18 protein-coding genes are annotated in these 12,886 nt (G+C 39.2%); 13 read left to right on the top strand and 5 right to left on the bottom strand.

Annotated elements, in window-relative coordinates; all coding sequences use genetic code 11:
* Positions 1-13: 13 nt before the first annotated feature.
* The 10 genes from DWY31_RS01690 to rsfS all read left to right on the top strand — a co-directional run bounded on the left by DWY31_RS01690 (position 14) and on the right by rsfS (position 5,570).
* Entirely contained in the window at positions 14-436 is a 423-nt protein-coding gene (locus DWY31_RS01690; protein WP_118519359.1) for a CBS domain-containing protein, read from the top strand.
* Positions 426-1,229, top strand: coding sequence for an amidohydrolase family protein (locus tag DWY31_RS01685; RefSeq protein WP_118519358.1), 804 nt, complete (start codon positions 426-428; stop codon positions 1,227-1,229). Before DWY31_RS01690 ends, DWY31_RS01685 begins: the two co-directional genes overlap by 11 nt.
* A gap of 95 nt (positions 1,230-1,324) precedes the next feature.
* A complete protein-coding gene (gene rplU / locus DWY31_RS01680; RefSeq protein WP_021860970.1) occupies positions 1,325-1,633 on the top strand; it encodes a 50S ribosomal protein L21 in 309 nt (102 codons plus the stop codon).
* Between the two features lie 15 nt (positions 1,634-1,648).
* Positions 1,649-1,981: a ribosomal-processing cysteine protease Prp gene (locus DWY31_RS01675; protein ID WP_118519357.1), complete on the top strand. Its 333-nt coding sequence runs from the start codon at positions 1,649-1,651 to the stop codon at positions 1,979-1,981.
* Positions 1,982-1,986: 5 nt separating this feature from the next.
* Positions 1,987-2,271, top strand: coding sequence for a 50S ribosomal protein L27 (gene rpmA, locus DWY31_RS01670; protein WP_021860972.1), 285 nt, complete (start codon positions 1,987-1,989; stop codon positions 2,269-2,271).
* Between the two features lie 126 nt (positions 2,272-2,397).
* Entirely contained in the window at positions 2,398-3,681 is a 1,284-nt protein-coding gene (gene obgE / locus DWY31_RS01665) for a GTPase ObgE (protein WP_118519356.1), read from the top strand.
* A 25-nt stretch (positions 3,682-3,706) separates the two neighbouring features.
* Positions 3,707-3,997, top strand: a complete 291-nt coding sequence (gene yhbY / locus DWY31_RS01660; protein WP_021860974.1) for a ribosome assembly RNA-binding protein YhbY — start codon at positions 3,707-3,709, stop codon at positions 3,995-3,997.
* 46 nt (positions 3,998-4,043) lie between these two features.
* Positions 4,044-4,652 (top strand): nicotinate-nucleotide adenylyltransferase, encoded by a 609-nt coding sequence (gene nadD / locus DWY31_RS01655; protein ID WP_118519355.1) that lies wholly within the window; start codon positions 4,044-4,046, stop codon positions 4,650-4,652.
* Positions 4,642-5,226, top strand: coding sequence for a bis(5'-nucleosyl)-tetraphosphatase (symmetrical) YqeK (gene yqeK, locus DWY31_RS01650; RefSeq protein ID WP_021860976.1), 585 nt, complete (start codon positions 4,642-4,644; stop codon positions 5,224-5,226). The genes nadD and yqeK overlap by 11 nt, the downstream gene beginning before the upstream one ends.
* Positions 5,227-5,228: 2 nt before the next feature.
* Positions 5,229-5,570, top strand: coding sequence for a ribosome silencing factor (rsfS, locus tag DWY31_RS01645; RefSeq protein WP_021860977.1), 342 nt, complete (start codon positions 5,229-5,231; stop codon positions 5,568-5,570).
* Positions 5,571-5,770: 200 nt separating this feature from the next.
* Here rsfS and lexA read toward each other — a convergent pair whose 3' ends face one another.
* Positions 5,771-6,388: a transcriptional repressor LexA gene (gene lexA, locus DWY31_RS01640; RefSeq protein WP_021860978.1), complete on the bottom strand. Its 618-nt coding sequence runs from the start codon at positions 6,386-6,388 to the stop codon at positions 5,771-5,773.
* Positions 6,389-6,659: 271 nt separating this feature from the next.
* Here lexA and DWY31_RS01635 point away from each other — a divergent pair, with 271 nt between their 5' ends.
* The 3 genes from DWY31_RS01635 to DWY31_RS01625 all read left to right on the top strand — a co-directional run bounded on the left by DWY31_RS01635 (position 6,660) and on the right by DWY31_RS01625 (position 9,868).
* The gene (locus DWY31_RS01635; protein WP_021860979.1) at positions 6,660-7,019 is read left to right on the top strand and encodes a LysM peptidoglycan-binding domain-containing protein; all 360 of its coding nucleotides are present in this window, start codon (positions 6,660-6,662) and stop codon (positions 7,017-7,019) included.
* 344 nt (positions 7,020-7,363) lie between these two features.
* Positions 7,364-8,359 carry a dipeptidase gene (locus tag DWY31_RS01630; protein ID WP_021860980.1) on the top strand — a complete coding sequence of 332 codons (996 nt, stop codon included), beginning with the start codon at positions 7,364-7,366 and terminating at the stop codon, positions 8,357-8,359.
* A 453-nt stretch (positions 8,360-8,812) separates the two neighbouring features.
* Positions 8,813-9,868, top strand: a complete 1,056-nt coding sequence (locus DWY31_RS01625; RefSeq protein ID WP_021860981.1) for a tyrosine-type recombinase/integrase — start codon at positions 8,813-8,815, stop codon at positions 9,866-9,868.
* 71 nt (positions 9,869-9,939) lie between these two features.
* Here the strand turns inward: DWY31_RS01625 and DWY31_RS01620 are convergent, their stop codons facing one another.
* The 4 genes from DWY31_RS01620 to DWY31_RS01605 form a co-directional block, all read right to left on the bottom strand.
* The gene (locus tag DWY31_RS01620; RefSeq protein WP_021860982.1) at positions 9,940-10,584 is read right to left on the bottom strand and encodes a cytidylate kinase-like family protein; all 645 of its coding nucleotides are present in this window, start codon (positions 10,582-10,584) and stop codon (positions 9,940-9,942) included.
* A 117-nt stretch (positions 10,585-10,701) separates the two neighbouring features.
* Entirely contained in the window at positions 10,702-11,622 is a 921-nt protein-coding gene (locus DWY31_RS01615; protein ID WP_118287870.1) for an RluA family pseudouridine synthase, read from the bottom strand.
* Positions 11,588-12,109, bottom strand: a complete 522-nt coding sequence (gene lspA, locus DWY31_RS01610) for a signal peptidase II (protein WP_118287871.1) — start codon at positions 12,107-12,109, stop codon at positions 11,588-11,590. Before lspA ends, DWY31_RS01615 begins: the two co-directional genes overlap by 35 nt.
* Before the next feature lie 18 nt (positions 12,110-12,127).
* A complete protein-coding gene (locus tag DWY31_RS01605; RefSeq protein ID WP_118287872.1) occupies positions 12,128-12,883 on the bottom strand; it encodes a YlmH family RNA-binding protein in 756 nt (251 codons plus the stop codon).
* Between the last annotated feature and the right edge of the window lie 3 nt (positions 12,884-12,886).

Here is a 12,886-nt window from a genome sequence, read left to right as displayed (position 1 = left end):
GGCTGTTCAAAAGATGAATATTTTATTTTTCCTGAAGCCAAAGAGTGAACTTGCATTTATTTATGATTATCATACACTCAGACAGGCTTTGGAAATTATGGAACACTACAGATATACATGTGTCCCGATTTTGAATAAAGAGGGAAAATATGTCGGCAGTATCACAGAAGGTGATCTTTTGTGGGCTGTCAAAAAATTAAAACTATTGAATCTTAAAGATGCTGAGAATATCAGTATCATGAAAATTGACAGAAGAAATGATTACCAGTGTGTCAATGCCGAATCTAAGATGGAAGACCTGATCGGACGTGCAATGGAGCAGAACTTTGTGCCGGTTGTGGATGATCAGGAACATTTTATCGGAATGATCACAAGACGTGATATTATCAAATATTGTTACGACAAGATAAAAGAGTATGAAAAAAATGGTAATTGATTTTCATACACATATGTTTCCAGATAAGATTGCTGACAAGACGATTACATTTCTGGCAGAGGTCTGTCAGATGCCACCGCAGACAGATGGAACATACACGGGACTTTCAGAGTCTGCGAAAAAGGGTGGTGTAGACTTAAGTATTGCACTTCCGGCTATGACAAAGCCTTCCCAGTTTGATTCGGTCAATACATTTGCCGCTGCACATCAGGAAGGAAATGTCATCTCTTTCGGAGGCATCCATCCGGCGACAGAACATTACCGAGAAGAACTCCGGCATATAAAAGAACTGGGACTTAAAGGGATCAAATTACATCCGGATTATCAGGATATGTATTTTAATGATATCCGTTATAAAAGACTGGTAGATTATGCCACAGAACTTGGACTTATCATTGTCGTCCATGCGGGACTTGACCCGAAATGCCCGGATGACGTTCACTGTACACCGGAGATGGCTGCAGAAGTTATAGATGAGGTTCACCCTGCGAACCTTGTCCTTGCCCATCTCGGCGGCAATGAGATGTGGGATGATGTAGAAAAATACCTGGTCGGAAAAGATGTATATTTGGACACTGCCGTGGTACTTGATGTGATAAAAGAAGATCAGTTTCTTCGGATCGTGCGTAATCACGGTGCTGATAAGATCCTTTTCGGAACCGATGTTCCGTGGCGGGATCAGGGGGCATTTGTACATCTGTTAAATGATTCTAAACTTACACAGGAAGAAAAAAATAAGATTTTTTATAAAAATGCTTGTAAACTGCTTGATTTTCAGGGAAACATGTGCTAATATACAATAGTATGCCGCACAATGAGGTTGAAGTTCTGCCATAATTCATGTGACAGACACCGTAATTGGCGAGTAATGATAATAGGAGGTGCCATATGTACGCAATTATAGCAACAGGTGGTAAACAGTACAAAGTAGCCGAAGGCGATATCATTAAAGTAGAAAAGCTTGGTGTAGAAGCCGGAGAGACTTTTACATTTGACCAGGTGCTTGCAGTAAGTGACAACGGATTAAAGATCGGTAATCCTACAGTTGAAGGTGCAACTGTTGAAGCTTCTGTAGTTGAAAACGGAAAAGCTAAAAAAGTAATCGTTTACAAGTACAAGAGAAAAACAGGATACCACAAGAAAAATGGTCACAGACAGCAGTACACAGCAGTAAAGATTGAAAAAATCAATGCTTAATATTGGAGAATATCCATGTTTCATGTAACAGTATATGTGAATTCAGCAAAAGAATACATCGGTTTTCAGACATCAGGTCATGCAGGATATGCACCGGAGGGAAAGGACATTGTCTGTGCAGCAGCGTCGGTTCTCACGATTAATACAATAAATGCGATTGATCAGTTTACAGGTGATCGTGCAATACTTGAGGCAGAACAGACGGAAGGATACATTTCCTACCGGATTGATGGAGAAGTGTCTGCGGATGCGGAACTTCTTCTTAAGTCGATGGTTCTCGGATTGACAGAGATGTCACATGATGAAGACTATGCACAATATATTGATCTAACATTCGAGGAGGTGTAACAACCATGATGAAATTAAACCTTCAGTTTTTCGCTCATAAGAAAGGTGTTGGTTCTACAAAGAACGGTAGAGATTCTGAGTCTAAAAGACTTGGCGCCAAGAGAGCTGACGGACAGTTTGTAAAAGCTGGTAACATCCTTTACAGACAGCGCGGAACAAAGATTCACCCAGGTGTTAACGTTGGACGCGGTGGTGATGATACATTATTCGCACTTGTTGATGGTGTAGTTAAATTTGAGAGAAAAGGAAGAGATAAGAAACAGGTTTCTATCTATCCAGTTGCTCAATAATTAAGAATCAGAGGAGAGTGTTGCGATATAACTGATCACAGTTATGAGGCAGCACTCTTTTTAAATAACAGAAAATTGCATTGTAACCGATTAGACAGGTTTTTATATATTTAAGGAGAAAGATTTATGTTTGCAGACAGAGCAAAGATATTTATCAGATCAGGAAAAGGCGGAGACGGACATGTCAGCTTCCGCCGGGAGCTCTATGTCCCGAACGGCGGTCCGGATGGCGGTGATGGCGGCCGCGGTGGCGATGTCATCTTTGAAGTTGATGAAGGTCTTAACACACTTCAGGATTTCAGACATCGCAAAAAATTCTCTGCAAAAGACGGAGAACAGGGCGGCAAGAGACGCTGCCATGGAAAAGATGCTGAAGATATCATTTTAAGAGTACCGGAAGGTACTGTGATCAAAGAGTCTGAGTCTGGAAAAGTAATCGCAGATATGTCCGGAGATAATCGCAGACAGATTGTTTTAAAAGGTGGCAAAGGCGGTCTGGGAAATCAGCATTTTGCAACAGCTACAATGCAGATTCCCAAGTATGCACAGCCTGGTCAGCCTGCACAGGAGCTCTGGGTGAATCTGGAGCTGAAAGTAATTGCTGATGTGGGACTTGTCGGATTTCCAAATGTAGGCAAATCTACATTGTTATCCAGAGTAACAAATGCGCAACCGAAAATTGCAAATTATCATTTCACAACACTGAATCCAAATCTTGGTGTTGTCGATCTGGAAGGAGCAAGCGGTTTTGTAATCGCAGATATTCCAGGATTGATCGAAGGCGCTTCTGAAGGAGTCGGTCTTGGGCATGAATTCCTTCGCCACATCGAGAGAACAAAGATGATGATCCATGTAGTAGACGCTGCCGGAAGTGAAGGACGTGATCCGGTTGATGATATTCATAAGATCAATGCCGAACTTGAAGCTTACAATCCTGAGATTGCAGCTCGTCCGCAGGTTATTGCTGCAAATAAGACGGATCTGATATACAGCGAAGACGAAGATCCGGTTGCAAGATTAAAGGCCGAATTTGAACCAAAAGGAATTCGTGTATTTCCAATCTCAGGTGCAACCGGAGTCGGTATTTCAGAGCTTTTATATTATGTATCCGGCGAAATTGCCAAGCTGGATAATACACCGATTGTATTTGAACAGGAATATTTCCCTGAGGAAGAACTTTTATATATCGATCTTCCATATACCGTTGAAAAGGAAGATAATGTATATGTTGTAGAAGGGCCAAAGATTGAGAAGATGCTTGGTTATACAAACCTGGATTCTGAGAAGGGATTTGCATTCTTCCAGAAATTCCTGAAAGACACCGGTATTTTAGATGAACTGGAAGAAGCCGGTATCCAGGAAGGTGATACAGTAAGAATGTATGGATTGCAGTTTGATTATTATAAATAAATGATAACAAAATAGGAGAGAAAGCATGACAACGAAACAGAGAGCTTATTTAAAAAGTCTTGCCATGACAATGGATCCGATCTTCCAGGTCGGGAAAAACAGCATGACACCGGAATTTACAAAAGCGATTGCTGAAGCTTTGGAAGCACGCGAACTAATTAAGATCAGTGTGCTGAAAAACTGTGCAGATGATCCGAAAGAACTGGCGTCACTGCTTGCTGAACGTACACGCTCCCAGGTTGTACAGGTGATCGGCAAGAAGATAGTCCTTTACAAAGAAGGAAAAGATAAAAACAAAAAAATACAGCTTCCATAGTGAAATTGAAAAACAGCGGAACAAAGTAAGCAGGAGAGAAGCAACCATGAAAATAGGTATTATGGGTGGTACGTTTGATCCAATCCATAACGGACATTTAATGCTCGGAGATACGGCAAGAGATCAGTTCGGTCTGGACGTTATATGGTTTATGCCAAACGGACGTCCTCCGCACAAGGCATTAGATTCTATAGGATCAGACACAGATATGCGTGCAAAGATGGTGGAACTGGCTATCAAAGATCACAAATCATTTGAATTACAGGATTATGAACTAAAAAGAAAAGAAGTCTCCTATTCGTATGAGACACTGGAATATTTTCATGCAGTATATCCGGAAGATGAATTTTATTTTATTATTGGTGCGGACTCTCTTCGTGATATTGAAAAATGGGTGCATCCAGAGCGGTTGCTTGCGGTCTGCCACGTGCTGGCTGCTTACAGGGATGAGTGGAATACCAGACAGACAATGCTGGAACATATTTCTTACCTGAATGATAAATACCATGCACGTATCAAGCTTTTACAGTCTCCGCTGATTGCAATATCTTCTCACGAATTGCGTGCAAAGATAAGAGCAGGAGAGCCTATTACCGGGCTTGTTCCTGCGGAAGTGGAAGCATTTATTGCAAAGGAAGGTTTGTATGAATCATAAAGTACGTAAAATACGCAAAAAATTAAAGTCAGAACTGGACACAGACCGTTATGAACATACATTGGGCGTTATGTATACAGCTTCATCGCTCGCTATGTGCCATGGCGAAGATATTGAGAAGGCATTGCTTGCCGGACTCCTGCATGATTGCGCCAAATGCATTCCTTCAGAAACCAAGATCCGTCTCTGTGACAAATATCACCTGAGCATATCTGAAGTAGAGATGAAGAATCCAAGTCTCCTCCATGCGAAACTGGGCGCCTTTCTGGCTGCCAGAAATTATCATGTTGAGAATCGGGAGATTGTAGATGCAATTGCCTGTCATACGACAGGAAGACCGCATATGTCCCGTCTGGATAAGATTTTGTATATTGCCGACTACATTGAGCCTGGGCGCAGGGAATTGCCGAATATGGCGGATGTGCGGAAAATGGCATTTCAGGATCTTGATGAATGTCTCTACAGAATTTTAAAAGATTCGCTGGTATATTTAAACAGCCGGAATCTTCCACTGGATCCAATGACGGAAAAGACATATTTATATTATAAAGAAAAACTCGGAAAGGAGAGTTGACGATGGATCAGGCATTAGACATGGCTAAAATCGCTTATGAAGCACTTGACGAAAAAAAAGGCGAGGCGATCAAAGTAATCGATATCTCACAGATATCTGTAATTGCTGATTACTTTATCATCACAAACGGTACCAGTGACAGTCAGGTGAAGGCACTGGTCGAAAATGTACAGGAAAAACTGGCAAGAGTCGGTCATCATCCAAAGCAGACAGAAGGAAATAGAAGCGGAACTTGGGTACTGCTGGATTATGGTGATATTATCGTACATGTATTTGATAAAGAGAACCGTTCTTTCTACAATCTGGAGCGCACCTGGAGCGATGGGACAGAGGTAGAGATGTAAAATAACAATTCTTTTAAAGGATTTAAAAGGCGTTTGTGAAAATAATTATAGAATAAAGAATAGAAATGATAAAAGGCCTGCAAGTGCGTCTGTTAAAGTCAGCGCTTGCAGGCTTTTTTGTTATGACGACGCTTAAAATGCATGCACTCGTACAGATGCAGCCTCAAACCGCCAGCGAATCAATGATAAAATTATTAATCTTAGCGCATAAAGCGGAACACACCGATAACTTTACCTAAGATCGTACAGTCCGGAACAATGATTGGATCCATAAAATCATTCTCCGGCTGCAGACGAATGACACCTTCCTCTTTATAAAAGGTTTTAACTGTAGCACCATCTTCAATCATAGCAACAACCATATCACCATTGTGTGCAGTATTCTCTTCCTGAGCAAGAACATAATCCCCATTCAGAATTCCGGCATTAATCATACTTTCACCACAGACTTTTAGAAGAAATGTCTGCTTATTCGGCATAAATTCCATTGGGATAGGAAAGTATTCTTCAATATTCTGTTCTGCGAGAAGTGGTTCTCCGGCTGCGACACGCCCTACGATCGGGACGTTGACCATCTCACGTCTTGTAAAGTTAAATGCTTCATCTAAAATCTCAATCGCACGAGGCTTTGTCGAATCACGGCGGATATATCCGTTCTTCTCCAGTGTTTCTAAGTGGGAGTGTACAGAAGAAGTAGATTTTAAATGAACAGCCTCGCAGATATCACGAACGGCAGGTGGAAAACCACGTTCCAGAATCTGTGACTTAATGTAATCCAGAATCTCCTGTTGTTTTGCGCTTATCTTTCCCTGTGCCATATGTCATTGCCTCCGTATTCTATAATATATTATATAAGATATCAAAGCAAAATCCTCCGCAGTGATACCTGTAGTTCGTTATATGTCAGGAATTTTCTAATACCTAAAAATATTTTATCATAGAGATATTTAAAAAGCAAACAAATGTTTAGAAAATATGTTCGATTATTTGAAATAAATCTATTGACAACCGAACATTTGTTTTGTATAATGCATTTAGAACAAATGTTCAGGAACATATATTCGAAACTGTACAGAGGGGGAATCAGTTATGCGTAAGGGAAGTAATCATAGAACAGTAAAGAGAAGAAGAGAAGTGTTTTTGAAAAAAATATGTATTACGCTTGCACTGGCAGGTATTGTATTAACCGGTAGTATTGTCGGTGGAAGCCGGCTTGTATCAGCACATGATAACGCAGCGAAGGAATCTGTTGAATATAAGTACTACAAGAGCATTGAAGTTTCCAGAGGAGACAGTTTATGGAGCATTGCAAAAGAATATATGAGTCAGGACTATGATTCCATTTACGATTATATAGATGAATTAAAGCAGATGAATCATCTAGATTCGGATGATATTCATGCAGGACAGTATTTGACAGTATCATATTATGAGGCGAATTTCCAGTAATCAGGTAAGGATGTTTAATTGTCATAGCATCTTGAGAAAGTTGTCAGTTGCAAGTCTTGTAAGTTATTAATCCCGTGGATTTCAAAGGATTAATAATTAGTAATCTATTTTGATATATAAGGGAAACCCTATCTTATATATATTATACTCACCAAAAGAACAGATTTTGATAATGGTATTTCGTTATCTGAATTTGTTCTTTTTTATTTTAATTTTTCAAAATGTTGTTTATTTTCGCAAAAAGATGTATAATGAATTTAGAATTTCAATACGGATATAGAGATTATAAATATACAAAACGTCAATGAAAAAAGACGTTAATATAAAAGAGGAGGAATGTTACAATGAAAAAACAACTTTTTGATGCACATGGGGATATCTGGTCAGATGTTACAATTCACAGTCTGAAAGGAGAACGCGATATTTTCAGGAAGTACCATTTGGATAAGTTCAAAAAAGGTAATGTTTTTGGTGGTACGTTTGTAATGTGGATTGATCCACCATATGATGAAGATCCAAAGAAACGTATCAAACAAATTGAAGCTGCCGTACGTCAGGAGATTGAAGACTCAAAAGATATTCTGAATATCGTTAAAAAGTATGAGGATTTTGAGAAAGGTACAGCGGAGGGTAAGATTAATGTATTGATGGGACTGGAAGGTTTATCTTACATAGGCGAAGATATTGATCAGATCAATTATTATTATGACGAATTTGGTGTACGTGATATCATGGTAACATGGAATGAAGAGAATGCTCTTGGTTCCGGATGGCCGGGAGACAAGAACAGAGGCTTAACTCCAAAAGGGAAAGAAGCAATCAAACGTATGAATGAACTTGGTATTGTTCTGGATGTTTCTCATCTGAATGACAAAGGTTTCTGGGATATTATTGAATTATCAGACGGACATCCGGTTATTGCATCCCACAGTAACGCAAGAGCATTATCTGCACATGGACGAAACTTAAGTGATGAAATGATCAAAGCTTTAGCTGCAACCGGCGGTGTAATGGGAATGAACCGTCTGGATGCATTTATCAGTCCTGATAAAGCAAAACAGTCCGTAGAAGGTCTGGCAGAACATGTAGATTATATCGTCAATCTGGTAGGTATTGATCATGTCGGATGCGGATTTGATTTTGAAGATTATTTGAGTTCAGATGCACTTTCTAAGAATGGTGCACCGGACGAGAATCCGCTTGGAACAAAAGGCCTGTTATCTGCAGCAGATGCTTGGAACTTCATTGAGACATTGAAGAAAAAAGGCTACAGTGATGAAGATCTTGAAAAGATTGCTTATAAGAACTTCTACAGAGTATACAAACAGGTATTAAAATAAGAGATGCAGATAAAAAATATTTTATTATAATTTAATTTATGAATAAACGCATAATCTCTTCATAATATTTTTTAGCAGGAAGGTCAGTTGATAGAGAATCATCTGACCTTCCTGCTGTATCAAACATCCATCTTTTCTCTCATTATAAAATAAAAGTTTTTATTTTCCATATTCATAATATTATATCTCGTAGTCTGTTACCAAAAAGAGAATGTTATTCATAATATATCTATACGACAAATACCGATTTTTCCAAAAGATATAGACACGAAAATCAAAAATATGGTATAATACAGTTGTCAATATAATACACGGCAATTAAAATTAATCTTGATACTAAGTCTTTTCATATTGATGTTAGTTAGCTTTTAAGTTGAGTATATCTATATTGTGTAAATAAGTTCAAATAGTAAATAAAGTAAATAAATTGTATAATAAGGAGTCACAAGATATATGCAGACCAAAACATACCACGAACAGATTCAGATTGACGAAACGATACGATTAAGAGAAATCCTGCAGACGCTGCCGCCATTTGCCAAAGATTATTTTCGTGCCATAGAGCCCAGATCTTCCGCAAAAACAAGAATGAATTATGCATATGATATCCGGGTTTTCTTTCATTTCCTGATGGAAAATAATTCGTTTTATAAGAATTACACAATCGATCAGTTTAAAGTCAGTGATCTGGAGCGTTTAAAACCGGTAGATATCGAAGAATATATGGAATATTTGAAAGTATATAACCGTGAAGGCGAACGGATCACGAACAGTGAAAAAGGGCTTTCCAGGAAGATGTCAGCTCTGCGTAGCTTTTACCAGTATTATTTCAAACATCAGATGATTGAGAAAAATCCGACATTGCTGGTTGATATGCCCAAATTACATGAAAAAGCGATTATTCGTCTGGATACGGACGAGGTAGCGCTCTTGCTTGACTATGTAGAACATGCAGGCGAACATTTAACCGGTCAATCACTAACATATTACAGGAAAACAAGAGATCGTGATCTGGCAATCCTGACATTGCTTCTTGGCACTGGAATCCGTGTTTCAGAGTGCGTGGGACTGGATCTTACAGATGTAGATTTTAAAAATAATGGAATTACAGTTACACGAAAAGGTGGTAATCAGATGGTTGTTTATTTTGGGTCAGAGGTTGCGAATGCATTGGATACTTACATCTGTGGAGACAGAAAAGCAGCCACACCTCTCTCCGGTCATGAAAATGCACTTTTTTTATCTACTAGGCGCACACGTATGGGTGTTCAAGCTATAGAAAATATGGTGAAAAAATATGCCAGACAGGTGACACCGAACAAAAAAATAACACCGCATAAGCTGCGCAGCACTTATGGTACGGCGCTCTATAAAGAAACCGGTGATATTTATCTTGTTGCGGATGTTCTAGGACACAAAGATGTAAATACGACAAAGAAGCATTATGCCGCAATTGACGAAAACCGGCGTCGTCTTGCCGCTTCTGCTGTAAAATTAAGAGAGAGCTGACCGGCTTTCTCTTTTTCTTGTATTAAGAAAACCACGCGATAGTCGCGTGGTTCTATAATTAAATTCCGATATTACAGCTTCTTATTACTGTCGCGTTCTTTCAGTTCTACAAGTTTCTCAATAGCCTCTGCAGTTCCATCGATACCAAGCACGGAGCTGTCCAGGCTCATATGATAACTTTCTGCAGATCCCCATTTCTTATTGCTGTAGTAATTATAATAGCTTGCACGCTTTTTATCTGTTTTCATGATCATATCTTTTGCTTTTGCATCTGTCAGATCATAGATTCTGGCAATTCTGCGGATCCTTGCATCCAGATCGGCATGAATAAATACACTCAACAAATTCTCATTATCTTCCAATGCGTAATCTGCACATCTTCCTACAAGAATACACGGTCCTTCAGAAGCAATCTTCTTGATCGCATCAAACTGTGCAAGAAATACTTTATGGTTGATTGGCATATCCGCATAACTTCCGGATGAATATCCAAGAGAATAAGTATCCATTACAAGAGAATAAAGGAAACTGTTCGTTGGTTTCTCATCATGTGTCTCAAATAATTCTTCGCAGAGCCCACTTTCTTTTGCCGCTCTTGCAAGCATTTCTTTATCGTACAGCTTAATTCCAAGATCTTTTGCAACTTTATATCCGATCTCACGTCCGGCACTTCCAAATTGTCTTCCTATTGTAATGATTGTATTTGTTTTTTCCATATCCATCACGCTCCTTTTTTATACCTGCGTATACAAGAGAAGCTGAAGATAACAGGTTCTCTGTATATCTATTATTATACAATAATTCAAGTGAAATGTATATAATTTTTAGATAATTTATGCTTTTTTTCTAAGTATATCAAGAAGATTGTTAAAATACTCTGGAATTGGCGCATCTACTTCAATATATTCACCGGAGCGCGGATGAATGAAACCAAGCGTTTTTGCATGAAGTGTCTGACCGGTAAGTCCTGGAAATGGACATTTTTTCGGTCCGTACACCTGATCCCCTAACAGTGGATGTCCGATACTGGACATATGCACGCGGATTTGATGTGTACGTCCGGTCTCCAGCTTACATTGGATATAAGTATAATTGCCGAAACGCTCCAGTACTTTATAATGTGTTACTGCATGCCTGCTTTGCTTTGCATGCGTACTCATTTTTTTCCGGTCAATGGGATGTCTGCCGATCGGAGCATTTACGGTGCCTTCGTCTTCTTTTATATTGCCGTGTACAATTGCAATATAAATCCGGTGGATTGAGTGTTCTTTAAGCTGTTCAGACAGGTTCTGGTGTGCCAGATCGTTTTTACAGACGATCAGAGAGCCTGTCGTATCCATATCGATACGATGGACAATACCAGGTCTTAAATCACCATTGATTCCGGACAACTGATCTTTGCAATGATACAACAATGCGTTTACCAGCGTACCTGTATAATGGCCTGGAGCCGGATGGACAACCATCCCCTTTGGTTTATTTACAACGATAACATCCTTGTCTTCATACAGAATATCCAGTGGAAGTGCCTCAGGGAGGATATCCGGCTCTTTTAGCTCTGGAATGGACAAAGATATTACATCATCTGTAAGAAGCCTGTAATTGGATTTTACAGGCTTCTCATTGACAGTAATATGTGCATCTTTTATTAACTTCTGAATCCGTGATCGGGAAAGCTCCGGTGCTGCATCAGCGAGAAAACGGTCAATCCGAGCCCCGTTATTTTCCTTTTCGATTATGAAAGATCTGCTCAAGGTCTTCCTCCTTATAATAAAATAATAATAAAATAATCAGTCCAAATGCCGAAACCGTTACATAAATATCAGCAACATTAAATATAGGGAAATCAATGAGAGAAAAATAAAAGAAATCCACTACATAATGCCGGATCACACGATCGATCATATTACCGAACGCCCCTGCTAATATAAATACCGCACAGATACGAAGTGGCAAAAAATGTTTCGTCATCGGAACTGTCCTGTAAAAATATATGGAAAAAAACGCAATAAGAGCGACACAGAAAATAAAGAAAAACTGTTTGCCCTGCAGCATTCCAAAAGCAGCGCCTCTGTTTTCAAGATATTCAAGTTCAAATACATTCTTTATAACAATATAAGAATCGTGTCCTTTAAGATGCGTAAGTACCAGCAATTTGGTCCACTGATCAAATAAAACTCCGGCAGCAACTGCGATAATTGCAATGAAATAATGTACCGGACGTGATTGTTCTTTCTTCATAATTTTCCTCTTTTTCTTTTAAATATATTTTCTGACAGTTACCATATAACGCCCTTTTTTCGTAGCAGCAATTGTTTCTTCATACATAATCCTGCCGAGCCCGCGTACGGAAATAAAATCTCCCTCTTTCAGATGGCATCCGTTGCTTGTGATAAGCTTTCCATTTACAAATACTTTCCCAGCTTGAATATAAGCGGTCAGCTTGCTGCGGGACAATGGATATGCCACAGAAAGGATCGTATCCAGTCTTACCGACGGAACCGTCCCCTTTATCTGTTGGTATTTGGGTTCATAGGAAATGTCTCCTGGTTCCTGAATCTTAGTCTGTACTGTAGTGTGACGGATACGTGTCAGATTATCGGCGATAAAGTCAGCAATCTCCGGTTTAACAAATACGATTGCTCTCTGGCCGTCAATGAGAATATCGCCCATACGGCTTCTTTCAATACCAAGATTCATTAAAGCGCCAAGGTAATCTCGATGTGTCAGTGATTCTGAAAAATTCAGATTTAACGGTTCGATTATCACTGTTTTCATTGGATAAAAATATTCATAACAAAGAGCATCAGGTAGAAATGCAACCATCTGACGCTCTGCTGTGTCATACCCACCGTAAGTTTCGTAGGCAACCGGAAACTGATCCTTTGGCGTAGTATGAAGTATATTTAATTCATTCAGATTCAGAAAATCTGAAAATGTTACGATATCTCTCTGATAAGCCTGATTCGATAATTCAATCAGACGTTTTCTTAACATAAGTTCTTCTTTGTTCATAGC

The sequence above is a fragment of the Dorea sp. AF24-7LB genome, from assembly GCF_003478575.1.
GTDB lineage: Bacteria > Bacillota > Clostridia > Lachnospirales > Lachnospiraceae > Dorea_D > Dorea_D hominis.
Note: the sequence above shows the minus strand (reverse complement) of the source record. Positions and strands in the feature narration are given on the sequence as shown.

Bases quoted from the DNA above. Each gene is read 5' to 3' on its own strand.
- DWY31_RS01690 (WP_118519359.1), top strand. From the start codon at position 14: ATGAATATTTTATTTTTCCTGAAGCCAAAGAGTGAACTTGCATTTATT.
- DWY31_RS01685 (WP_118519358.1), top strand. From the start codon at position 426: ATGGTAATTGATTTTCATACACATATGTTTCCAGATAAGATTGCTGAC.
- rplU (WP_021860970.1), top strand. From the start codon at position 1,325: ATGTACGCAATTATAGCAACAGGTGGTAAACAGTACAAAGTAGCCGAA.
- DWY31_RS01675 (WP_118519357.1), top strand. From the start codon at position 1,649: ATGTTTCATGTAACAGTATATGTGAATTCAGCAAAAGAATACATCGGT.
- rpmA (WP_021860972.1), top strand. From the start codon at position 1,987: ATGATGAAATTAAACCTTCAGTTTTTCGCTCATAAGAAAGGTGTTGGT.
- obgE (WP_118519356.1), top strand. From the start codon at position 2,398: ATGTTTGCAGACAGAGCAAAGATATTTATCAGATCAGGAAAAGGCGGA.
- yhbY (WP_021860974.1), top strand. From the start codon at position 3,707: ATGACAACGAAACAGAGAGCTTATTTAAAAAGTCTTGCCATGACAATG.
- nadD (WP_118519355.1), top strand. From the start codon at position 4,044: ATGAAAATAGGTATTATGGGTGGTACGTTTGATCCAATCCATAACGGA.
- yqeK (WP_021860976.1), top strand. From the start codon at position 4,642: ATGAATCATAAAGTACGTAAAATACGCAAAAAATTAAAGTCAGAACTG.
- rsfS (WP_021860977.1), top strand. From the start codon at position 5,229: ATGGATCAGGCATTAGACATGGCTAAAATCGCTTATGAAGCACTTGAC.
- lexA (WP_021860978.1), bottom strand. From the start codon at position 6,388: ATGGCACAGGGAAAGATAAGCGCAAAACAACAGGAGATTCTGGATTAC.
- DWY31_RS01635 (WP_021860979.1), top strand. From the start codon at position 6,660: ATGCGTAAGGGAAGTAATCATAGAACAGTAAAGAGAAGAAGAGAAGTG.
- DWY31_RS01630 (WP_021860980.1), top strand. From the start codon at position 7,364: ATGAAAAAACAACTTTTTGATGCACATGGGGATATCTGGTCAGATGTT.
- DWY31_RS01625 (WP_021860981.1), top strand. From the start codon at position 8,813: ATGCAGACCAAAACATACCACGAACAGATTCAGATTGACGAAACGATA.
- DWY31_RS01620 (WP_021860982.1), bottom strand. From the start codon at position 10,584: ATGGAAAAAACAAATACAATCATTACAATAGGAAGACAATTTGGAAGT.
- lspA (WP_118287871.1), bottom strand. From the start codon at position 12,109: ATGAAGAAAGAACAATCACGTCCGGTACATTATTTCATTGCAATTATC.
- DWY31_RS01605 (WP_118287872.1), bottom strand. From the start codon at position 12,883: ATGAACAAAGAAGAACTTATGTTAAGAAAACGTCTGATTGAATTATCG.